Annotated in this window: 17 protein-coding genes and 1 pseudogene; 15 read left to right on the forward strand and 3 right to left on the reverse strand. The window is 43.6% G+C overall.

Annotated features, from left to right (window positions below; translation table 11 throughout):
• The first annotated feature begins 164 nt into the window (after positions 1–164).
• From MHB85_RS15480 to MHB85_RS15505, 6 genes are all read left to right on the forward strand, one after another.
• Positions 165–1,634: a sensor histidine kinase gene (locus tag MHB85_RS15480; RefSeq protein ID WP_091018954.1), complete on the forward strand. Its 1,470-nt coding sequence runs from the start codon at positions 165–167 to the stop codon at positions 1,632–1,634.
• Positions 1,635–1,640: 6 nt separating this feature from the next.
• Entirely contained in the window at positions 1,641–2,333 is a 693-nt protein-coding gene (locus MHB85_RS15485; protein ID WP_192131514.1) for a response regulator transcription factor, read from the forward strand.
• Between the two features lie 119 nt (positions 2,334–2,452).
• Positions 2,453–3,961, forward strand: coding sequence for an S-layer homology domain-containing protein (locus tag MHB85_RS15490; RefSeq protein WP_341073185.1), 1,509 nt, complete (start codon positions 2,453–2,455; stop codon positions 3,959–3,961).
• A gap of 10 nt (positions 3,962–3,971) precedes the next feature.
• A complete protein-coding gene (locus MHB85_RS15495; protein ID WP_192131510.1) occupies positions 3,972–4,676 on the forward strand; it encodes an ankyrin repeat domain-containing protein in 705 nt (234 codons plus the stop codon).
• Positions 4,677–4,987: 311 nt separating this feature from the next.
• Positions 4,988–5,701 carry a beta-glucanase gene (bglS, locus tag MHB85_RS15500; RefSeq protein ID WP_105598802.1) on the forward strand — a complete coding sequence of 238 codons (714 nt, stop codon included), beginning with the start codon at positions 4,988–4,990 and terminating at the stop codon, positions 5,699–5,701.
• Positions 5,702–5,928: 227 nt separating this feature from the next.
• Positions 5,929–7,575, forward strand: coding sequence for an extracellular solute-binding protein (locus tag MHB85_RS15505; protein WP_411736421.1), 1,647 nt, complete (start codon positions 5,929–5,931; stop codon positions 7,573–7,575).
• 153 nt (positions 7,576–7,728) lie between these two features.
• Here MHB85_RS15505 and MHB85_RS15510 read toward each other — a convergent pair whose 3' ends face one another.
• Both MHB85_RS15510 and MHB85_RS15515 read right to left on the reverse strand, forming a co-directional pair.
• On the reverse strand, positions 7,729–9,405 hold the full coding sequence (locus MHB85_RS15510) for a response regulator (RefSeq protein WP_258170169.1): 1,677 nt from the start codon (positions 9,403–9,405) through the stop codon (positions 7,729–7,731).
• Positions 9,381–11,090: a sensor histidine kinase gene (locus MHB85_RS15515; protein WP_210108196.1), complete on the reverse strand. Its 1,710-nt coding sequence runs from the start codon at positions 11,088–11,090 to the stop codon at positions 9,381–9,383. The genes MHB85_RS15510 and MHB85_RS15515 overlap by 25 nt, the downstream gene beginning before the upstream one ends.
• Before the next feature lie 146 nt (positions 11,091–11,236).
• On the opposite strand from MHB85_RS15515, the gene MHB85_RS15520 reads away from it, so the two are divergent.
• The 9 genes and pseudogenes from MHB85_RS15520 (at position 11,237) to MHB85_RS15560 (ending at position 23,229) form a co-directional block, all read left to right on the forward strand.
• Entirely contained in the window at positions 11,237–12,187 is a 951-nt protein-coding gene (locus MHB85_RS15520; RefSeq protein WP_017688355.1) for an ABC transporter permease, read from the forward strand.
• Positions 12,188–12,202: 15 nt separating this feature from the next.
• Positions 12,203–13,081: a carbohydrate ABC transporter permease gene (locus MHB85_RS15525; protein WP_017688354.1), complete on the forward strand. Its 879-nt coding sequence runs from the start codon at positions 12,203–12,205 to the stop codon at positions 13,079–13,081.
• A 43-nt stretch (positions 13,082–13,124) separates the two neighbouring features.
• A complete protein-coding gene (locus MHB85_RS15530) occupies positions 13,125–17,582 on the forward strand; it encodes a carbohydrate binding domain-containing protein (protein ID WP_341073188.1) in 4,458 nt (1,485 codons plus the stop codon).
• 149 nt (positions 17,583–17,731) lie between these two features.
• A pseudogene (locus MHB85_RS15535) lies at positions 17,732–17,851 on the forward strand (DUF6254 family protein); the annotation flags it as partial.
• Positions 17,852–18,214: 363 nt separating this feature from the next.
• The gene (locus MHB85_RS15540) at positions 18,215–19,513 is read left to right on the forward strand and encodes an NCS2 family permease (RefSeq protein WP_091018934.1); all 1,299 of its coding nucleotides are present in this window, start codon (positions 18,215–18,217) and stop codon (positions 19,511–19,513) included.
• 166 nt (positions 19,514–19,679) lie between these two features.
• The gene (locus MHB85_RS15545; RefSeq protein WP_341073189.1) at positions 19,680–20,657 is read left to right on the forward strand and encodes an alpha/beta hydrolase; all 978 of its coding nucleotides are present in this window, start codon (positions 19,680–19,682) and stop codon (positions 20,655–20,657) included.
• A gap of 141 nt (positions 20,658–20,798) precedes the next feature.
• Complete coding sequence (locus MHB85_RS15550; protein ID WP_341073190.1) at positions 20,799–21,563, forward strand: MerR family transcriptional regulator; 765 nt, start codon at positions 20,799–20,801, stop codon at positions 21,561–21,563.
• A gap of 12 nt (positions 21,564–21,575) precedes the next feature.
• Complete coding sequence (locus MHB85_RS15555) at positions 21,576–22,220, forward strand: GNAT family N-acetyltransferase (protein ID WP_091018929.1); 645 nt, start codon at positions 21,576–21,578, stop codon at positions 22,218–22,220.
• The gene (locus tag MHB85_RS15560) at positions 22,213–23,229 is read left to right on the forward strand and encodes an alpha/beta hydrolase family protein (protein WP_105598808.1); all 1,017 of its coding nucleotides are present in this window, start codon (positions 22,213–22,215) and stop codon (positions 23,227–23,229) included. Before MHB85_RS15555 ends, MHB85_RS15560 begins: the two co-directional genes overlap by 8 nt.
• 110 nt (positions 23,230–23,339) lie before the next feature.
• On the opposite strand, the gene MHB85_RS15565 is transcribed toward MHB85_RS15560, so the two are convergent.
• Positions 23,340–24,692, reverse strand: coding sequence for an MATE family efflux transporter (locus MHB85_RS15565; RefSeq protein WP_210108198.1), 1,353 nt, complete (start codon positions 24,690–24,692; stop codon positions 23,340–23,342).
• Positions 24,693–24,825 lie beyond the last annotated feature (133 nt).

Raw genomic sequence — 24,825 nt, forward strand, 5'->3', positions numbered from 1 at the left:
TAAGATAAATCGTTGTGTACCTTATTCCAACATTATTGATAACGATTATCACTGTCAACATATATAATGAAAAAGAAAGCTCTTTTTACATATGGGCAATAGAATCCATCTTGTGTTAACATGTGCACTAACTAATCCAATGGCTTGTTTGAGAAGGGGAACCCATGTCAATTCGAATAAAATTGCTGCTGTCCTTCACGGGCATGCTTGTTATAAGTCTGCTGTTCATCCTGCTTACGGCAAGTCTGTATACGATTGCGGCTACAGGGGATCTACAGAGTTTCCGCGATATTTACAAGGTACATTATCAGATCAACCCCCTGACTGAACAGGGAGAATCGATCTTTCAAGAGATGAAGTTTCTGGCCAAAAATGACCCGGACGACCTGCAAAACAAGGTTTTGCTACGTGAATACGATATGAAGCTTCGAGCTGAGAAGTCAGGGCTCTACATCAGACGGGAGAATAGTCAGATCTTTGAATCGCTGACCTTCAACCAGCCGGAACTGAAACAAGCTCTGCCTGCCTACGATCTTAACAATTATCAGATTCGAAGCACCTTTAATATTGGTGAGCGATTCTACGCGTATGCAAAATTTGATTTTCAATATTCAGATGGGGAACGGGGGAGTATCTTTGTCATTCGCGAGAGAAGCCCCTTTGCGGAGCTTACTCGCAAGCTGCTGCCTGTGATGTCATTCCTGCTTATTGGCGTCCTCATCATTGCAAATTTGCTCTTGTTCCGCTGGATCACGCGCAGCTTCATTAAGCCATTGAATCAACTACGAAGTTCAGCCGAACATATTAAGGATGGCAATCTATCCTTTAAACTTCAGCTAAACTCCAATGACGAGGTTGGTCAACTCAGCGAAGCGTTTGAGAGCATGCGGAATCAATTGCAGCGCTCTTATGCGTTACGTCAGCAGGACGAAGTGAACCGCAAAGAGCTTATCTCCAACATTTCGCATGATCTCCGTACGCCGATTACCAATATCAAAGGTTATATTGAGGGCATTCGTGACGGAGTGGCTAATACTCCGGAGAAAATGGAGAGTTATGTTAATATCATTCACTCCAAAGCAGTTAGCATGGATAAGCTGGTGGATGAACTGTTTTTGTATTCAAAGCTCGATTTGAACCAAGAACCTTTCCTGTTTAAAACAGTTGATCTCGCTGATTTCCTTGAAGATAGCATTGAAGAGCTGAGATACGATTTGGAGGATAAAGGTGTTGCCCTGGATTGGAATAACCAGGTGTCTGGTCCCGCTATGGCTGCTGTGGATCCGGAGAAGTTAAAACGTACCGTTGTTAATGTGGTGGATAATGCACTCAAATACATGGAGAATGAACATAAACGATTCGAGATTACACTTCAAGCCGATGAGAAATGGATTACGATGGCGTTTAAAGATAATGGGAGGGGAATACCTGAAGAGGCATTGCCTTATATATTTGAACGCTTCTATCGTGCAGAACAATCCCGGAACTCCTCAACGGGCGGAAGTGGGCTCGGGCTGGCAATTGCCCGCCAAATCATTGATGGACATGGGGGCTTCATCTGGGCTAAAAGCCAGCCCAATGATGGCACGAGCATATATATCAAACTGAAACGGCTGAATGAAGAGAGGGACTAATAAGTAATGGCAAACATTCTGATCATTGAAGACGAAACAACGATTGCGGAACTGGAACGGGATTATTTTGAGCTCAACGGATTTTCCGTGGATCTCTGCCATACTGGAGATGCTGGCCTGAAGCAGGCACTGGAGGGAGACTATAATCTGATCATTGTTGATCTGATGCTTCCGGGACTGGACGGCTTCGAATGTTGCAGGCGCATTCGAGAGGTAAAGGAAGTGCCCATCCTTGTCGTTTCCGCAAAAAAGGAAGAAATCGATAAGATCCGGACGTTCAATCTGGGAGTGGATGATTTTATTACAAAACCGTTCAGCCCAAGTGAGTTGGTTGCACGAGCAAAGGCTCATTTGACCCGATACGAGAGACTTCTTGGCAAAAACAAACCAGCTGAGCAGGATGAAATCCACATTCGAGGGCTTCACATTGACAAAGGATCACGCCGCGTTTTTGTTAATGGAGAAGAGGTGGCGATTACAACCAAGGAGTTCGAGTTACTTGTATTTCTTGCGAGTCATCCCAATCGTGTATTCAGCAAATCTGATCTGTTCGAGCGGATCTGGGGCATGGATTCCACCGGAGATATTGCAACGGTAACCGTCCATATTCGCAAACTGCGTGGGAAGCTGGAGACAGACCCCAAAAATCCGGAGTATATTGAGACCGTCTGGGGCGCAGGCTACCGATTTACTGCATAAGTTTCCTGAAAATTTAGAGCCAGTTTATATTTTGTTAATAACTTTATCCTTGGGAGTTTCTTTTTGTCCTCTATTCTATAGATACAGGCAACTACAACCTATAGAGGAGGAATTCAACTATGAATTCTACAACCCGCAAAATCGCTACATTTCTAACCATAACTGCATTAGGTACAGCAGTGTTCCCGTTAACTGCGAATCAAGTACATGCAGCTACATACGTCACTAACATTGCGGCAACAACCGCACAGCTTACCCGACAACAGATCGAAGCTGCTATCAAGGATCTGAATAGCTTGGGGATCATGAACGGATATGCAGATCAATCTATGGGTGAACATCGAGCGATTACCCGTGCGGAGTTAGCTTCATTGGTTTTCAAAACATTTCATTTGGAGAGCAAGACGGGAGAAACCGTAGAATTAATGGATGTCAATCCCAATGCATGGTATGCGCCATATGCGTCAAAGCTTATTGAACTCGGCATCATGCAAGCTAACGATGGACAATTCAATCCGCAGACTCAAGTGTCGGATGCTGAACTCGAACAGGTCGTATCCAAAGCGATGCAACGTGATGTAAAGTCCGTTCACCATTGGATGAGCGAGTTTTACTCCGAGAACGGTTCGGCAACGCGTGGCGAAACAGCAGTGTTGTTGCAAACCGCACACCAAGCTATTCCTTCGGAGCAAGCTCAAATCAAGAGCGTTAGATCGCTGAACGCCATTACGTTAATTGTCACATTCGACAAGCCGCTGACAGCAACGAATGAAGCTTTTGCCAAGGCGCAAACGGACTTTGCATTTAGTGGTGGGCTGACGTTAACCAATATGCCCCGTTTGAAAACAGGGTCGATTGCGACTTACATCGTTCCAACGTCCGTACAAGATGCTGATGAAGTGTACAACCTGACTTACAAAGGCCAAGACGCTGGTTCCTTTGAAGGCAGTGCCACGAAAATAAACATGACAACGGCTAGTCAAGTAACGAATGATACATTCGAGATCGAAGCACTGCAAGTGAACGGTGTAGTGGATTATGGTTACATCATTTCGGCTTACAGCGGAGGTCGAGGAGCTAATGCATTTGTGCTGAATGATCAAGAGAAAGCAGGAGGCAAAACGGTTCAAATTATCTCTTCCATGCAGGCAAGACAAGTTGTAATTACGCCAGAAGGTGGCGAGCCTATCGTTGCCAGATATGTTCCGTTCACGCAATCCACAGATGGCAAACAAGAACCGAAGTTCCGTTTGCCTGAAGGACAAACGCTGAAAACAGGTGTCACATATACGGTTTCTTCGGATTGGGCCAACATCGAAAAAGCTTCTTTTACGGCGAAATCGTTTGATGCACTAGTGGTTGCAAGTGCTCAAGCAGTGAGCGAAACCTCCATTGAAGTTACGCTTGACCAGGACCCTGGGGATGAACTGTTCTCTGGTCGAAGTGTAACGTTAACTTCACCTAGCGGGGATGTTCTGACAGCCACTTATAAATATTCAAGTCGAAAAGGTGCGACGGGTGTATTCGACCTAACGAATGATGGGAAGTTGACTCCGGGTACTACGTATACAATAAACCCAGTTGGGGATTGGAGTATCGCTTCTTCGGTCACCTTGACACTGGAGTAAAGGAGGCAGTATGAGTAAATCGCTGATCATCGTTGTCCTGATAAGCAGTATGTTGATCGTCCAGGGCTGCGTGCCTGAAATGAGAAACGACTCTAACGTAGAGGTAAAGGCCATGACTTCAGCAGATGAACAGCTGTTCAAGGCAGTAGAGGACAGCGATACTGAACGCATCGAACAAATGGTTCAAGCAGGCGCCAATATCAATGCTCAAGATCAGACTGGCCGAACCGCTACAATGATTGCAACTTACAATAATGACCCAACATCGGCTAAAGTGTTAATTGAAGCGGGGGCAGACGTGAATATACAGGACGATATGAAAAACACCCCGTTTCTGTATGCTGGCGCTGAAGGATACTTGGATATTTTGAAGCTGACAATCGAGGCCGGAGCGGACCCAACGATAACGAATCGATATGGAGGGACAGCACTTATTCCAGCTTCGGAGCATGGATATGTGGATGTAGTACAAGAATTACTGACTCAAACTTCGGTGGATGTGGACCATGTGAATCAATTGGGATGGACAGCATTACTCGAAGCGATCATTCTTAACGATGGCAATGCTCAGCAGCAGGAGACGATACAATTACTCATTGATCATGGAGCAGACGTGAACATACCGGATCGTGATGGGGTATCACCACTCAGTCATGCAAAGAATAAAGGCTTTAAGGAAATTGAAGAAATTTTGGTACGAGCTGGTGCGAAATAGACCCTTTTAGGATGAATAAATTAACAAACATGTTGAGATATATGTAAAAATGGTTTTCATGGAGCGCCTGACTCCTTCTACGCTGAAGGGCAGGCGCTTCATTCAATCCATCTTACGTTTATGAAACCGGCATAGTCTTAACATGACATGATTGGATACAAGAACGAGGATCTTAAAAATTGAATATCTCTGCTTTGAAGTTTGCTATAGTGTACCACTATACTTCCAGATAAAATGGAAATACCAACCATGTAAGCGTTATCTATTGTTATACTGCTTGTACATGTTGGAATCATTCATGGAGGTGTATGATGAAAAGGAAGTCTTGGTATACTTTGGCGGTAACTGGTGTCATCTCTTTGTTTTTTTCGGTAAGCGCTTTCGCGGGTTATGTTTTCTGGGAACCTCTAACCTATTTTAACGCAAGTACGTGGCAAAAAGCGGATGGGTATTCCAATGGGAGCATGTTTAACTGTACGTGGAGGGCTAACAATGTTAATTTTACAAGTGACGGCAAGCTTAAGCTTGGTTTGACCAGCTCTGCACAGAACAAGTTTGATTGCGGAGAGTATCGTACCACAAATACGTATGGATACGGCTTGTATGAAGTCAGTATGAAACCTGCCAAGAACACAGGTGTAGTATCGTCTTTTTTCACATACACAGGCCCTGCACATGGCACCCAATGGGATGAGATTGATATCGAATTTTTAGGAAAAGACACAACCAAAGTGCAGTTTAATTATTATACCAATGGCGTTGGTAATCATGAGAAGGTTATCAATCTAGGTTTTGATGCATCCCAGGGCTTCCATACGTATGCATTTGACTGGCAGCCGGGACATATCAAATGGTATGTTGATGGTGTATTGAAGCATACGGCAACCAGCAATATTCCTAAAACACCTGGAAAAATCATGATGAACCTCTGGAATGGAACAGGAGTAGATAGCTGGCTTGGTCCTTATAACGGGGCCAATCCGCTCTATGCTGAGTACGATTGGGTTAAATATACGAGCAATTAAGCAGACTGAAGCAGCCGTTAGCGGCTGCTTTTTTCTATATTCAGGCATTGTATTTATTCAATATATGTATTCAATATCCAATATCCTAAATTAATGCAATAAATGTTGCAATATTAGTATGGGCATAAATATCAAACATTCATTATGATTAACCTGTAAGCAACATTACATAGACTGGGGGAACGAAGTTGGACACAAGTAAAAAGAGACGAGTAGGCAGTTTGGTCATGATCGGTGTATTGGCCCTATCTGCAGCCTTGAGCGGGTGTAGTAACGGGAGCGACAAGAAAACAGAATCGAGTACACCAGCGACAACGTTGGAACTCAAAAATGGGAAGTATGATCCACCAGTATCCATTACGTATTTACGACCATGGGGTCCAGACGTGAAGTTTAAGTCAGGCGAGGATCAGGATAACAACGTCCATACAAAATGGGCCAAGGAGAAACTCGGGATTGAGTTGAAAAACCAGTGGATATCTCCTTCTACCAATAATGCATTTGAGACGAAACTACGTCTATCGCTTGCTTCCAATGCGGACATGCCAGACATTATTTCGTATCGCGGCGAATTCAATCTGGTGCGTGAATTGATTGAGTCCGGAAAATTTGTCGATGCTGGCGAGTTGTTTGACAAATATGCCAGCGACACATGGAAAGCAGCCGTAAACGAAGATCCTTCCGTATGGTATCCATACATGCAAGATGGCAAAAAGATCGGTATTCCGATCCTGGACTATTCCTATAATGGTGATCCTGTCATGTGGATCCGCGAAGACTGGATGAAGAAATTTAATCTGGAAGCACCTAAAACGATAGATGATCTTGAAGTCATTATGGAAACGTTTACGAATCAAGATCCGGATGGCAATGGGAAGCAGGACACTTACGGACTCACCATTGGCTTTAAGAACTGGCTGAACACATGGATGTCTGAAGCTGGGTGGGTATTTGGCGCTTATGGTACAATGCCAAACCAATGGAATCTGACGGCAGACGGAAAACTTGAATACGGTTCCGTTACACCTGGTGCAAAACAGGCTTTGGCCAAATTACAGAGCTGGATGAGCAAAGGTTATATCCCGGAAGAAGCCGGTGTGTATGACGAGACAAAAGCTGCTGAAGAATTTACTGCCGGAAAAGCAGGTATTGTGGTAGGTCCTCACTGGATGCCATCCTGGCCGCTGGAGGATGTGAAGAAAAACAATCCTGAGGCTGAATACAAGGCGTATCCCATTCCTTCCGGTCCAAACGGTCAAGCAGGAAGACACGGTACGTCGAACGGAAACGGCGTAGTTCTAATTAACAAAGATATGAAAAATCCGGAAGCCTTTTTCACCTATCAGAACTATCTCTTTGATCATTATGCGAATCCTAAAGAGGGCGATGAGTTTGAGCATGGATTTGCGGAAGGATACGATTGGGTTATGGTAGATGGGAAACCATCAACCGATGCAAGTCTTACAGGTGGTTATGCTCCCGAGAAGTACACTTTGACTTTTGATGGAGCGCGAATTCCGAATCTGAGTATGACAACACTCGCGAAGCTGGCAAGTGGTGAAGAACCAACAACGCCATTTGAGAAAAAAATCAAATCAGGTGTACCGACACCTATGCTTGATGCAGCCAAGATTGTTTTGGATCAAAAGGATATCGTGTTCAATCAAATGTTTACTGGTGCACCTTCAATGACGATGCAGATGAACAATGACATTTTGACCAAGATGGAGAAGGATACCTTCTCTCAAATTGTATATGGCAAAACCTCTGTTGATGCGTTCGACTCATTTGTTGAGAAGTGGAAGTCTTCAGGTGGAGATCAGATCACGAAAGAAGTTAACGAGTGGTATGATTCCGTGAAAAGCGGAGAATAGGATGACGCAGGGCTGGCTGAATTGATTCATCGCGGCCACATAAGCACCAAAAAGGCATTGCAGGAGTAGATCTCCGGCAATGCCTTTTTGTATTTGATATGGAGAAGGGGAAACCGGAGAGATTACTAGAAACTCAAGTCTGGCCTGAGTATCTTAAACCGGCAGATTTTCCCGATATTCCTGCGGTGTAAGATCATAAAATTTCTTGAAAACTCGAATAAAATATGCGGTATTGTTGTAACCGACAAGTTCAGCAATTTCAAATACCTTGGCAGTTGACGTTCGCAAATGATAGGCTGCTTTCTCCATCCTTAATCGGTATACATAGGCAGTAAGTGCTTCACCGGTCTCCGCCTTATATACCTTGGACAAGTATACTGGATGCAGATGCACATGGTCGGCAATGGCAGGCAGCGATACATCTCCCGCCAGATGAAGGTCTACGAAACTCTTGACGCTACGTACAATGGTGCTGTGATTGTCTCTGAGCTCTTGTTCGGCATCATCTCGTATGTAATGAAGTGTACGTACGGACCAGTCCTGTAGCTGCTGCGCAGTGGAATAGCTGGGAGCTTGAAAGTAACGATAGGACTCTGCTGGAATCAAAGAAGAGATTTGTTTGCCATTTTTATGAATGATGTACGCAAACGCACCCGCAATAGCAAAATACACCTCGAAGGTTGACTCCGCAATATCATGATGTTCATTGGAATGCAATAGTTCCTCAAATATGTGCCCGATTTTCTGTTCCACATCCTCAAAGCGACCAGCTTCGAGCAGGCTAATCAACGTTGGTGGCTGATACAGCGACCTGATCGTATGTAGAGGGTTGGCATCCGTTTCATCGGAAGCGGTGACAAACAAACCTTGCACCTGACCCATCCGTTTACGCATGGACATAACCGTTCGCTCATAGAGTTCTCCAATTTCGTGGGGGAACTTGCCCCAACTGGAGACGGAAATGGAGATAGCACCTTTCAGGTATAACTGAACATTGGTTTGAATCTGGGCAGCATACTGCTCAAGCAATGTCTGAGGCGTCTCGCTCCTGCTGTAACTCATCGTTGTTGAATGCTTCATGCTAACTAGAACAACAATGTAATCGTGCACGTCACGTGTATGCCAGATATGAAAATGATTATGCATCACTTCACTTATGATATTACATATCGCATATTCCATTAGGGCCAGGTCGCCGTGTGCCATATCGGATAGATGTTTCTCCATACGGATAATCAGCATGCCGAGATCTTCTCCTACGGAGTAGGGAAGCTCCAGCAGATCAAGCTTGTCTGCCAGCGTCTTCTGATCATAGACTTTTCCAGTCAGCAACTCATGCAGCATCGTGGATTGAAGCAATGGCAGATGATCCTGAAAGGCGTGTAAGGCTCTTTGATGAGATGCTGCCGTTTCCCACTTTTCTTTAATTCGATGAACAAGACGTTGCACGGATTCGATCAGATCTTCATCGCTAACAGGTTTCAGCAAGTAATCAAAGCTTTCCTGAGCAATAGCCTGTTTCGCATATTCAAAGTCGGCGTGACCTGATAACAGAATCGTCTGCACATGCGGCCACTTTTCATGAATCGCTGTAATCAGTGCAATGCCTGACATTTCGGGCATACGTATATCCGTAATTACAATGTCAATGTCGTGGTTGTCCATAATTTCCAGCGCTACTGCACCGGATAAGGCTTCATGAACTGTACCGATACCGCAGCTTTCCCACGGAATGGTCTCTGCCAGCGTTTCCACGACGGAACGTTCATCGTCAACTAGTAATATTTGCAGCATGGGTCGTTCACCTACTTGTCTGTATTGTCGTGCCATGTGATGTTAACTTTAATCCCACCCATTGAAGAATGATCATAAGATAGTCCAGATCCTTCACCATATAGAAAAGACAAACGTTGATGGACATTCCATGTACCACATCCCATATTCTCATCCAGCGGTTTAAGAAGATTATCTCTCAGATGATCAAGTTGTTTCTCAGACATGCCAAGCCCGCTGTCCTCCACGATAATTGTGTACACATCATCCTCGCAGTCCGCATAGATTTTAATCTCACCATCTACCGATTTGGGCTCCAGACCATGAATAATAGCGTTCTCAATAATAGGCTGGAGGGTTAGTCTGGGAACTGTTTTATCTAAAATATCATGGGGCACGTCGATTGTAAAATGCATTCGTTCCAGACGAAGTGACTGGATTTCCAAATAATTTTTGACCATCGTCAGCTCTTCACGAAGCGTGGCTTGATCCTTTTCGGACCTGGTTATGTATCGGTAATACTCCCCCAGATTCAGTGCCATGGCTACCACGGCCTTTTCATTTTTCATTCGGGCCATGTTCTTGATATAGAACAGGCAGTTATATAGAAAATGCGGATTAATCTGCGACTGTAACTGTTTGAGCGTGGCTTCCCGACTTCGTAATTTCTCCTCATATACATTCTCGATTAATTCTTGAATTCGTTGAGCCATGATGTTGAAACGTGCAAATAACAAGCTGAACTCATTGCGTGCAGAATGATGAAGCCGAACGGAAAAATCCCCGGTGGACAAGCGATTCGTCCCTTTCACCAACTGTAAGAGTGGAAGCTGCACACTTCGGTAGAGTGTATATAATACAACAACGCTCATCACGATCAGAACGGCAATTGAAGCGTAAAAGAGATTCCGGCTGCTCGTAATCGGTTTCAAAATTTGCTGCATAGGCACGTAGTCAACATAATACCAGCCGAGGCTCTTGGATTGAATATAGGAGACGTAATATTCCGTTTTGTTTAACGTTGTGGTGAATCCACCACTGGCTTGCAGTTTTGCTCCTTTCAAAGAGGGCAGTATGGCATTCAGCGTTTCCTTTCCAGAGCTATTACTGATTAAACCATAATCGGGATGGAACATGAATGGATCACCTTTATTATTTAACTTGTTTTGATTAAGAAGTGCAGTTAAGTGATGAACTGGAAAACTGATTTTGGTAATCAATCTGGCTTTGCCAGGTCTCGCCATCGCTGTCGTTGGATCGGTAGTGTACCAGATAAACTGATTGTCGGCATAGGTCCAGGATTGCGAGAGAGGCTCCTTAAATTCATCATCCCTGTAAGGAATGTAAGCATAATAATCCGTTGATATCACTTTTTGCATCCTTGGGAAGTAGAGTGTGATGGTCGAATGCCATTTGCTTGCTGCGTTGTACAGATTCATCTTTTCCAGAATAGCACTTCCAACTTTCACACGTTCATAGGGAACGTCCTTATAGTCGGGGCGTTGATATTCCTGAATACTCGAATCTTGCCCAATAGACATCCCATACAATGACAATTGGTAAATGTTGGATTCTACTGAATCAGCAAATGTCGATAGATGATTCATCGTATTGTTCTGAATCTCGTGTTCGATAACACGCACGCTTTCCCGGTTCGAGTATGTATAGAGAAACAGCACCAGAATAAGCAGCATCACAAACAACAGTGTAATTTTGGTAAAGACATTCAAACGTGTGAACAAAGTCCAACCTCCTTAATCTTATTAAAATATTGATATCGTTGTTGCAATATTAGGATATAGATCACAAATTTCCATTGCTATAATTTTAATATACAAGTTCACGATGACTTGTAAAATACAAAATTTAGAACATGGGGGATGCAGGAGTGAAGGAACATACGTTAGAAACGCCGCATAAACGGCGCTCCACCAGGGTTAAACAGCGCTGGAATATGCAACGGAATTGGACCTTGCATATGATGCTCATTCCAGCTGTATTGCTGGCACTGGTGTTTCAGTACATACCGATGGGCGGCATTGTAATTGCTTTTCAGGATTTCAAGCCATACTTGGGATTTTCTGAATCCAAATGGGTGGGTTGGGACAATTTCCGATATTTATTTTTATATCCAGACGTAGGTCAGGTGATCTGGAATACACTGGTCATTGCATTTTTCAAAATCATCGCAGGACTGTTCGCTCCATTCCTGTTTGCCATTTTGCTCAATGAAGTGCGCTTGACGGCATTCAAGAGAGTAAGTCAAACGCTTGTGTATCTACCGCATTTCCTATCTTGGGTTATTCTCGGTGGTATTCTGCTCGATATCCTGTCTCCTCAGGGCGGCATGGTCAACCAGCTTGTCGTAGCCTTTGGAGGAGAACCGATCTTCTTCCTGGGGGACGGTACATGGTTCCGAATAACGCTGATCCTCAGTGATGTGTGGAAAGAATTTGGTTTTGGTACGATTGTATTTCTGGCTTCTCTCTCAGGAATTAATCCTGCACTCTACGAGGCTGCCGAGGTGGATGGGGCCAACCGATTTAAACAGACGCTGCACATTACGATTCCGGCATTGATGCCGATCACAATTGTATTGATGACGCTCTCTATCGGCAACATCTTGAACGCCGGTTTTGATCAGGTGTTCAACTTGTACAATCCGCTTGTGTATGACAAAGGCGACATCATTGACACCTTTGTATATCGACTTGGGATTCTGAACGGGAAGATGAGTTTTGCCACAGCAGTAGGGTTGTTCAAATCTGTGGTTGCTACCATTTTGATTGTTATATCTTACAGAATGGCTTACAAACTAGCTAATTATCGAGTTTTCTAGAGAGGAGAAAAGGGCTTGTATTATAAAACAAAAGGATACCGCATATTCAGCATCGCTAACTATACTTTTCTTGGGATATTATCGATACTCTGCATTTTACCAATTATTCATATATTGGCTGTTTCATTCAGCAGTATGGCGCCAGCATCATCAAACCTGGTTACCTTCTGGCCCATCGGGTTCACTACCGACGCATACGTGAAAACATTCGGGAATTCAAACTTCATTAACTCCTTGATCGTATCACTTAAACGGACTGTAATTGCGACGATCATTGGTATGGTCATCATGCTCTTAACCGCATTTCCGTTGTCGAAGGAAGATATCAGTTTTAAAGGTCGCTCCTTATATACGTGGTTTTTCGTATTTACCATTTTGTTCAGCGGCGGTTTGATTCCAAGTTACATTCTGATCCAGAAGCTTGGCTTGATGAATACAATCTGGGCACTTATTCTGCCTGGAGCACTGTCCGTGTGGAACGTTATTCTTATGATGAACTTCTTCCGCGGACTGCCCAAAGAACTTGAAGAAGCAGCTTACTTGGATGGAGCAGGTCATATCAAAACGTTGATTCTGGTCTACGTACCACTGTCGCTTCCAGCTATCGCAACCTTGTCCTTATTTACGATGGTGTATCAGTGGAACTCCTGGTTCGACGGTATGATCTATATGTCTGATATTAAAAATTATCCGCTTGCATCTCTATTACAGACGATTATCGTTCAGCAAGATCTCAGCAAAATCAACGTTGATCCTTCCATGTTGGAAAATATCTCGCAGCGAACCGTACGCGCAGCACAGATCTTTATCGGCGCGCTTCCGATCCTGATGGTATACCCGTTTTTACAACGTTTCTTCGTTAAGGGGATCGTTATTGGAGCAGTCAAGGAATAGGCTATGCAAATGCAAGGATAACTGAGCTGAGGGAGGAAGAAGGATGAGAAAAGGACTGGCATGTATGGTGGCATGGAGTTTAATGGCTTCTCTCGTTTATCCAGCAACTGTTGGAGCAGAAAGTGTACAGGGTCAAGCGGAGGTGGGAAATGTGCAGGCGAAAAGCCTGCACTTCTCTGTTCCCTATAGAGACCTGACCGGGCATTGGTCACAATCTGCAGTTACACGGTTGCAAGATTTGAATCTATTGAAAGGTTATACTGACGGTACATTCAAGCCCAGTCAGGTCATTAGCCGAGCTGAATTCGTGATGATTCTGGATCGAGCCTTTGGTTTCACTGGTAATGCGGCGACTCGTTCATATGTGGATGTGACTTCAGACGATTGGTACTATGACGTGATGGTACGAGCGAATGGTTCTGGCATCATCGAAGGAACAGATCGTGATCATCTGTCACCACAACAACCGATTACACGCCAAGATGCAGCGGTTATGGTAGATCGAGCTTTTCAACTTTCAGCGGCTACAAATGAAGATAGTGAACAATTGAAATTTCAGGATGAAGATGATATTTCCAGTTATGCAAAGAAAGCGCTTACCTATATGGTGAACGAAAATATTCTTAAAGGTTTCCAAGGTAAATTAAATCCCAAATCCCCGATTACCCGAGCAGAGACGGCAGCAATGTTGTCGGAGATGATTGCAGATGTGAAAAGTGCTCCTGGTATTTATGAGTCCCGGGTGGATGGCAACTTGATTATTAATTCAACGGATGTCACGTTAAAAAATATGATTGTTAATGGAAATCTGCTGCTGGCAGAAGGCATTGACGAGGGATCTGTTGTTCTTCAGGGCGTAACTGTCACAGGAAGTGTCATCATTAAAGGCGGAGGAAGTCATTCCATCAACATTAACAACTCCAAGCTGAATCGAGTAGTCGTTGACAAACGTGGGGAGCCCGTCAGAGTTGCCATTACGGAAGAAAGCAACATTCAGGAGATGCATGTAATGCAGAGATCCATTCTGGAGATCTCTTCAAACAGCCTGATTGATTCCATGAATATCCATGCAGAAGCGAGTCAGACTCGAATGGATACCAAAGGTACGATCAACAAATTGAGTGTAGACGCGAGTGACGTTGTTATCAACGGAGAGAAAGTAAAACAAGGATTGCGCAGATCCATGTTGGGTGAAGGCCAACAACCTGCTTCATCGCAGCCTGGTGGTTCAACAAATGTGACAAGCACACCCACACCATCTTCTCCAGACGGACAATCACCGTCTACACCATCAACACCAAGCAATCCGGCGGGCGAAAAACCGGTTCCTGCAACAACGATTCCGCATGATCAATGGGAGCTGGTCTGGAATGATGAGTTCAACGGGTCCGCGATTGATTCTTCCAAATGGACCGTGCAGGATACAGGACTCGTTTATAACAATGAAATGCAATATTACAGCCCGGATAACACTCGCATTACGAAAGATCAGAATCGAAGCGTGTTGCAAATTGAAGCAAAAAAGGGTCCGAAAAATGGTAAGGATTACAGCTCTGGCAAACTGATCTCTATGGGAAAAGGAGACTGGACCTACGGTAAAGTAGTTGTACGTGCAAAGCTTCCTATTGAAAAGGGCATGTGGCCTGCCATATGGATGATGCCAACGGATGAAGCACATTATGGTGGATGGCCTGCCTCTGGAGAAATCGATATTATGGAGCTAATTGGTGGCAAAGAGAGTAATAACAAGGTATATAGCACATTGCATTATGACAGTGTGAAGCCTGACGGTTCCCATGGACACGATCAGGGAAGCCTTACTCTTCCGAAGGGAGAAACTTTCGCTGACGATTATCATGATTTCCAGGTGGAATGGTTGCCGGGTATGATTCGTTTCTATGTGGATGGAAAGCTGCATCATGAAGTGACCAACTGGCAAACGAAGGCTGCGGGCCAACCCGAGTACTATACGTTCCCTGCACCATTTGATCGTCCGTTCTATCTGATTCTGAATCTGGCAGTTGGAGGAGACTGGCCGGGCTCACCTGAAAGCAACTTCACTTCCGAAAAGATGAATGTTGATTTTGTGCGAGTATATTCTTACAAAAATCTAGACACATGGCCTGATGTAACAACAAATCCCATCGAGCCTTCACAACAACGTGAACCACAAGCCGATGGCAATCAAATCTACAATGATCGTTTTTCGGAAGGGTCTGCAGACAATGGAGTGCCTCTTCAGTGGAAATTCATCACAAATGCTGATGGAGCTGGCAGTGTCAAAGTTGTAACGGATGAGCAGAAAGGTAAAGCAGCAGAAGTTACCATTGATGCATCAGGAACTGAAAACTACTCGGTTCAACTGACTCAGATGCCGATGTACATCAAGAAAAACAAAAAGTACAAGATACAATTTGATGCGAAAGCATCTGCTAACCGTACAATCATGTCCAAACTGAACCAATTTGAAAAAAGTTGGACCAATTATTCGGGTGATAACACCTTTGCACTCACGACAGATTGGCAATCCTATGACTATACCTTCAATATGCGGGATGGCACGGATAACAATGCCAGATTCGAATTTAATCTGGGGCTGGATGATACAACCGTTTGGTTTGCCAATGTCAGACTGATCGAGGTGGGTGAGGCTGATCCGTTAACTGTCGAACGAAACGCACTACCTGATGGCAACTTTATTTACAATGGCACATTCGATCAGGGCAAGGAGCGTCTGGGATTCTGGTCAAGCAGCATTCAGGACAGGGCCGCAGCCAATATAAGTGTAAATAACTTTTCGAAATTCCCGATTATGGAGCGTCAGCTAGTTGTTGATGTTACTCAAACGAATGGTGACCCACAGCAAGTTTCGGTGAACCAACCGGATTTGAAGCTGGAAGCGAATACAACGTATGGTTTCTCCTTAGATGCCAAGGCAGACACACCGCGAAGCCTCGACATTGATGTTGTCAGCAGTAATGGTCATACGGTACAGGTTCATCAAGGACAAAACCTCTCCTTAAACCAAGACATGAAAACATTCACTGGAGAAATCAACATTGGAGATGGAGCATCAATCGCACAATCCGAACTAAGACTGTTATTTGGCAGTTCTAAAGGCAAGGTATATGTAGACAATGTTCGTCTGACGAAACGCGGAAAACCTCTGTCCGTGAATGGCTACGCACATGTACCTGCAACCGAAGCCTGGATGATGCAAGGTTTGCAACTGGAGGATTCCGTCGAAGGAGGAAAACATGTCAGTTACATGGATCAGGGAGATCTGTTGCAATATAAAATTGATGTGGCCCAAGAGGGGGAATATGTACTGTCTGCCCGAATGGCCAGTGGGAAAAGTGATTCTGAAGTACGGTTCAGCATTCAGGATGAACAAGGTACAATCGTTGCTCAATCCGAACTGAATCTCGGAGACACGGGGGGATGGCAAACATACGAAACGGTGTATTTCCTAGGGGTCAACTTGACAGCAGGAAAATCCTATTATGTGAATTTTGAAGGAGCAAATTATAATACACGTTGGGTGGATATCTCACTAAACAAAGTTCAAAACAGCCAGCTTGCAACAGATCTGAATCATTGGGAGCTAATTCCTAATGATCTGACAGCTTCACATGAAGAGGGCGAAGGATTAACGATTAACTTGCCTGGTACAAGTGAACATTGGTGGGATGCATTGTTGCAACAAGGTCAGATCAAACTGGATGCAAACAAAACGTACCGACTTACCTTCGAGGCATCTGCTTCAGGTCCTAAATCCATGCAAGCGGTTCTTTCTCAGAATGCAGGCGATTTTGTGAAGTATTTTGAAGAAGAAGTGGAATTAACTGCGGATCAAAAGTCGTATACTTACACCTTCACTATGGGGGATACCTCCGATTCGGCAGCTATGCTTGCGTTTGGATTAGGATATCCGCTCTCTACAGGTGAACACTCGATTCACATCAATAACGTCCAGTTATATGAAGTTAATCCAAATGCAGATCAAGGAGGTCAGCCAGCTCATGTTAACCTTATTCCCAATGGAGACTTCTCCAAAGGTAAAGACAGCTGGTTTACCTACGCGGATGGTAATGCAGCTGATCTGGAGATGGAAGTTAGCAATCAACAGCTTCATGCCAAGATTGGTAATGCTGGACAGAACCCATGGGATCGTCAAGTCATCAATGAAGGATTTGGCATACAGCAAGGTTTTAAATATAAATTAACGTTTAAAGCCAAAGCGGAGAAGTCCAGGAAATTGGGTTTGGGGGTTGGATGGGTCGATGCCGCTGCCAACTATGAATGGCATGGTTTCTTTGGGGCACGAGTTGATTTGACTCCAGAAGAACAGGAATTCACGTTTACATTTGATGCAACAGAAGCCAGCTATGCGAATACTCGCATCTCATTTGATCTGGGTAACATCGATGGCGCAGAAGATGGTAACACAACTGTCTCTTTGTCCGATGTCAGCTTGATTAATCTGGGTCCTGCCAATTAGCTTCTGAATTCTCTATATATTGTCTTATATGCTTGCCTAATTCTCTTATTACCTATACATGCAGAATAAAGTTGTCCAGGAATGACATCATAAAGAAGTAGTATACATCTCAGTTTCCAGAGGAGGATATCTTGTATGGCTGACCAGAAGAAAAGAAAAGAAAAGAAGCTGCCTGGAAGTCACGAAAGCAAGAACAGCATCCCCATGGCAAAATCAAATCGCTTAAAGAATTATCCAGCGAATATGAAGAGAAACCTACTACGAATTAAGCAAGAGACTGTCAGTATACATTGCTGGCAGTCTTTCTTCATATATTGCAGACATTAAGCAATACGTACATACTCTATTCTAAAAACGAATGAACACAAGATATAACGTCTGGATAGTTCGTAAATAACTGTGAACAAATCGTTAATTCATTGACATTGCATGTCATTTTAATTAGAATACGAAATGGACTTCAGGCTGAAAACAGATATGAGTATCTTTATGTTTAGTTTAGAGCTTAGCTGTTGAATCTTTAAATCCTAACAACGAATATAGGAGCGAGAATATTACAATCCTATATGAAGATTAGGATTTTTTGTTTTTAGCTTTGGAGTATAATTTGAAAGTTGGAGGCTGGCTTTACCATGGATAAATGGTTCAAACTTAAAGAACGAGGCTCGAGCATCCCCACAGAAATTATCGCAGGGGTTACAACATTCTTCACAATGGTATACATAGTTATCGTAAACCCAGGAATACTCAGCAGCACAGGCATGGACTTTAACGGGGTGTTCATAGCAACGGTACTGGCAAGTATTGTGGGAACTCTGATTATGGGAATATGGTCCAATTATCCAATCGTCATCGCGCCGGGTATGGGCCTGAATGCATTCTTTGCCTATAGCGTAGTTGCCGGATATGGCGTATCTTGGCAGGTTGCACTGGGAGCCGTATTTATAGCAGGGATTTTGTTTATCATTTTATCACTGACTTCATTCCGTTACATGTTGCTTGATGCAATTCCTGCTAGCTTAAAACATGCCATTACCGCAGGGATTGGATTGTTTATTACAACGGTAGGTTTGCAAAATGCCGGGATTATTGCCGATTCAGAATCGAATTTGATTACGATCGGAAACTTGGCTGAGCCAATGGCTTATCTGACCATTATCGGATTGATTATTACCGTTGTGCTGATGGCTTACAATGTGAAAGGTTACCTGTTCATCGGAATGGTGGTAACAGCGATACTTGCCTGGATCATGGGACTATTCCAAATGCCGGAATCGATTGTATCCATGCCGCATGGGCTCGCTTCAACGGCTTTGCAACTGGATCTGGCAGGGGTATTCTCGAATGGTTTGTATACAATCATATTTACGTTCCTGCTGATCACGCTGTTTGATACGACAGGCACGATGCTCGGCGTTGCTGAACAAGCAGGATTGCTTAAGGATGGTAAATTCCCACGCTCGCGTGGCGCATTATTGGCAGATGCCGTAGGAACAACCAGTGGCGCTTTGCTCGGAACAAGCCCAACATCAGCTTATATCGAGTCCAGCACAGGGGTAGCCGCAGGAGGAAGAACGGGACTGACAGCGGTAACGGTAAGTGTGCTGCTTGCGCTGACTTTGTTCTTCACACCGATCGTAAGTGTAATATCAAGCATTCCGGCGATCACTTCTCCGGCACTGATCATTGTTGGATACTTTATGATAAACGTTATCAGCAAAATCAAATGGGATGATCTCGAAGAAGCATTTCCTGCCTTCCTGATTATCATCCTTACTCCATTGACGCATAGTATTGCGACAGGCATCGGCGTAGGCTTCATCTTTTATCCGGTACTTAAGCTGCTTCGCGGAAAAGGTAAAGATGTTCATCCAATCTTCTACATTTTTGCGGTATTGTTCTTCATTCAGCTTGTGTTCCTGGACCACTAAAACTGTCTTATCCTATGGAGAACTGCTCTCAACAAGCAGCTCTCTTTTTTTTTTGTAGTTCATACTCCGTTCATATTCCCGTCACGAAGGGGACATCTTCCATGGTTACACTATACCTATGTCGCAAGAGCGGCTCTACAGATATAAAGGACAGGAGAAGATGGATATGGCAGAAGCAGTGGATGTAACAACAACGGGGACTAAGGGCCGTAAAAAACGGTACTTATGGTTGAAAATAATAGGTGGTATTGTCGGCGCGCTGGTGCTGTTCATGGGCATCACGTTTGTCGTTCATACGATAAGTAATGGGGCAGAGAAAAAGAAAATCGAATCGTACGGCCAATATGTCAATGTTGATGGGAAGAATATGAATGTATCCATTCAAGGTAGCGGCGAACAAACCATCGTGCTACTTCCCGGACAAGGAACACCATCACCAGTACTTGATTTTAAATTGTTAATCGATGAATTAACTTCTGATTACAAAGTTGTGGCGATTGAGCCTTTCGGTTATGGGTTAAGTGACCAAACCGAAACGGAGAGAACCACCGAGAATATTGTTAGTGAAATTCATGAAGCTGTACAGCAGCTCGGTATAAATCGTTATATTCTGATGGGGCATTCCATCACGGGACTGTACGCGGCGACTTATGTGAACACGTATCCAGATGAAGTCTCTGCTTTTGTCGGGATCGATAGCAGTGTCCCGAATCAACCTGGCATGGATGTAAAATTACCTTTGAACTTAATGAAATTCCTTCAAAAATCAGGCTTAATGAGAGTACTCAATAAAGTGAGTGGTGATTCATATGCATCACTTGCATACGATGAACATACCAAAGAACAGATGAAGTTGATTTCGAATCAAGTATCGACAAACCCGACATTAGTAGATGAGCTTAAACACCTGGGTTCCAATTTCAAAAATGGAGAAAAACTCACGTATCCTAGTGATCTGCCAGTGCTTCTCTTTGTTCAATCCAATAACGAGAAAAACCCGCAGTGGATTCCGCTACATGAAGCACAAGCCAAACAATCCGCGCAGGGCAAAATGATCCCAATGGAAGGTTCACATTACCTGCATCATACGAAATACAAAGAAATTGCCGAGGAATTCAAATCTTACATGAAACAAATCCAATAGCATAATTGATCATTGAACTGCGGTACCGAATCTGGTGGCGTGGTTTTTTGTTATCAGGAGAGGCTAAAATAAAGACTTGACCTTAGGTCAGACCTAAGGTTTATGCTTGTAATATGAAAAACAGCAAAGGTGGTGAATTGGTTGAGTGATGAAATTACGATTAGTGAGCTGGCAAAGCTGATGAAAGTCTCTGTCCATCAAATTCGTTACTTTGAAGAAAAAGGGGTGTTGAACCCTGCTTATATAGCAGAAAACCAGTATAGGATGTATGGGGTTGATGAAATTTACCGTCTATCTCATATTTTGTTACTTCGCAAAATGGGTCTATCTGTTTCAATGATCAAGGAATGTTTGAGTAACTCGACATCCGATCAAATCACATCATTATTTCAACAAGCATTGGCAGACACGGAAGCAGCCATCACTCAGCTTCAGCAAACAAAGCACCTTATCGGCAAGCTGTTGCATGAGAAAAAGCATATCCCAATTGAGGATCAAGTGACTTATTATATTGATACTCGTGAGGAGATTCACTTATCCCTGTGGTTCCATATGGAAGCGCAAGAGTACTTGCAAGCAAGGCAACTGATCCAACATAAAGAAAACATTCCCAATTTATTTGAAGCCGACATCCATTATGCGTACGATGAGACGGACACCGTAGGAATTTATATACAAAAGGAAGGAGCGAACGATTTAGTTTTGCCTAGAGGAAAATATCTTTCTCGTCATGTATATGTACAAATTGAAGCTGAACTCAAAGAACATATCAACGAATTTTATGCTTATGCAGAACACCAAGGCTATCCGTATCACGGTCCACTTATTATGGTAGAGAAATCTTATTTATCTTTATTCACACCAGAAAAACTTCATTATGAGTTATTGTTACAAATGATCGAGTAGGGGAGGCACATAGTGACAACTTCCATTCAGATAGAACCCGTTTGTCCCCTGTTTCATCAAGCTGTTGCTGAACTCATGGCTTATGGTTTTGGACACAAATTTCAAAAGATCACTTCATTGTCCATAACTGATCTGGCTTACGTATTTGAACAGTTGCTCAATCACCCGCCCATGGAACAAAGTACTCTTCGAGTCATTGCTCGTGAACATGAGGAGATTGTTGGCACCATGTGTTTGAAATGGAAGGAAGCAGATAACAGAGCAGCAATAACCAGCGTTCGTGCCAATCTTCATTGGTGGGGCCAGTGTAATAGGGTTGGCATGTGGAAAATGCTTCGATTAATAACTGGTTTACATCTGCTGAAGCATACTCCTACATTAGGCGAATGTTATGTGGAAGATCTGGTTGTACATCCACAGCACCAAGGCAAGGGAATTGGTACGCAGTTGCTTCAATGGGCACAGAAATATATGTTGCAATCCAAATCAATGTCATTTCTTAGCTTGCATGTGGCAAGTCAGAATGATCAAGCGATACAGTTATATGAACGCTATCAATTTTGCAAGCAGTATAGCACAAACAGTTTTCTGACCGGCCTGCTCTTAGGCGAAAATCAATGGCATTACATGATTTACAAAGGAGATACTTATGTTTAAATGGAAAAAACGATACATCTCAGTTATTGTGGCAATCTTACTGATGGTTGGTGCAGGACTGTACATAGTCGATCAAAGTGATTTTGACATGGAGGAACAAACCGTTGAAATTCAATCTCCACAGGGTAAGTTAACAGGTACGCTCACGTTACCCAGAAACCATAAGGGCAAGCTAGGTCTAGTGCTGTTTATTCACGGTGACGGTCCGATAGACTCTACTCATGGTGAGGGATACAAACCGTTATGGGAGCGACTGGCATCGATCGGGTATGCGTCCTTGTCGCTAGATAAACGGGGAATCGGAGGTTCAGAGGGAAACTGGCTAGATCAAAGCATGGATGATCGTGTTATGGAGGCACAGCAAGCTATTGCATGGGCGAAAGAACAATCCATCATTGATGATTCCAAAATAGGCGTATGGGGTGCCAGCCAAGCAGGTTGGGTGATTCCTAAGCTTGCTGGGAAAGAACATCTTGCCTTCAGTATCTTGGTATCACCAGCGATAAACTGGTTGGAACAGGGAGAATACAACACACGCAGCCAAATGGCGAAAGATGGTCATTCCACCGAGGAGATTCAAAATCAGGTCGATTATGAAAACCAGATTAAAGAGATTTTAAAGCAACATGGCACATATGAAGAGTACACCAAGATTGCTCGAAAGGATGATCTGATTTCCAAAGAACGCTGGAACTTCATAAGGAAAAATTTTGCTTCAGATGCCACGGCGGATTTGCATCATTTCAAAACCCCTGTACTACTTCTGCTTGGAGAAGATGATGTGAATGTGGACATTGTTAATACAGAGCAAGCATACCGTAAAGGAATTCAGCCATCTTCCTTGCTTCATGTGAAAATCTTCTCTAATACAGAACATTCGATGTTACCAACCTCTATTGCAGGCTCGGAATGGAAACAAGCACTACGATTTCTGTTTGCTCCGAGAAGCATTACAGTGGATGGGTATATGGATGAAATAGAACATATGTTGACCATTTCTCCCTTATAAAAGACGGTTTACGATCTCTTCGTAGCATCAGATACATAATTGTCATTTCGAAATGAAAGAGCAGGGTCAGGGAGCGCCCTTATCCTGCCTTTTTGCGTGTTATACTGTAACTACTGTGCCAAATGTTCCAGATCTGGCTGCAATTTGGTCCGCAAAACATATATCATGATGGCTCCAACTAGGAACGCCACGGCATCCGCAATAACGAGCGACCAGACTACCCCATGAAAGCCGTTCATTTGATTAGCGATATACAATACAGGAATTAACGTAATCCCTTGAATGATGGACATAACAAACGCTGCGGTTCCTTGGGCTGTTGCTTGGAAGATACCCATAAACAAAGAAGTCATTCCTGTAATGAACAAGGATAAGAAGGTTACATGCAGAATGTAGCTGCCCATTTCAATTAATTGCGGGTCAGTCGTAAATAAACCAATCAAGTGGTCAGAGATCAGATAGACGACAACCCCAAACAGGACGGCTAACGCCAAGATAGATTTGATCGTGAATCCAATCGTTTGTTTCATGCGTAATTTGTTCGCTGTGAATGAGAAGGCAATCAACGGCACAACTCCCTCGCACAAGCCCATCAGAATAAACTCAGGAAATTGCAATAAACGTGATGAGATTCCATACCCCGCAACGGCCTGATCTCCATATTCAACAAGAAAAAGGTTAAGAATAAGCGACATTGCACCCAAGAAGACACTCATAACAAAGACGGGAACACCGATTTTGAACACATTGCTCAGGATGTCCTTCGTCACCTTGAACCATTTCAGGGAGACGGTTAAGAATTGACTTTTATAACTCATATGATAAGCGTAAAATGCACTCGCAACCAAGTTGGAGATGACGGTAGCAGATGCAACTCCAATCACGCCCCAATGGAAGACAAAAATGAATAATGCATCAAGAACAATATTTATAACAACACTGAGAATCATACCGGTCATTGAGGTGATTGCTGAACCTTCTGAGCGCACGATATTCTCCAGCGTGAAGAATAAGATGACGAAGGGTGAACCCATAAGCATAATCGTGACATACTCTTTCGTAAATCCGAAGGACTCTGGGGTTGCCCCCAGCCCATGAACGATTGGTTCGATCAGCGGGAGGCCAACGGCCATCACAATAATTCCGAGAACTAAACTACTGTAAAAGGCGAATGAAGATACATGCTTCAGATCATCGACTTTTTTCTCTCCCAGCAAACGAGAGATGAATGTACCGCTGCCTATACCAATTAAATTACCAAGGGCCATGATGACCGCGAATAAAGGTAAAGTTAGTGCAAGTGCAGTTAACATTGCCGTATTACCCAGTGTGCCAAGGAAATAGGCATTCAAGATGGAGTAGATAACACTCATTGACGTGCCTAGCATCATTGGGACAGCAAAGTGAGCTACGGCTTTGGCGATTGGTGCTTTTTCAAAGTAATGGAGGTTTTCTGTATCCATGTGGGTCACTACTTTCTTCGTTAATATTGATCTAATCTAACACCGTTAGATTGAACCTTACAGTGTTAGATGTTATCATGAACTTATGAACCTGTAAAGCATAAACTTACACTGTTAGATAAAAGGGTGGATA

Source organism: Paenibacillus sp. FSL K6-4396, assembly GCF_038002525.1.
Taxonomy (GTDB): Bacteria; Bacillota; Bacilli; order Paenibacillales; family Paenibacillaceae; genus Paenibacillus; species Paenibacillus amylolyticus_B.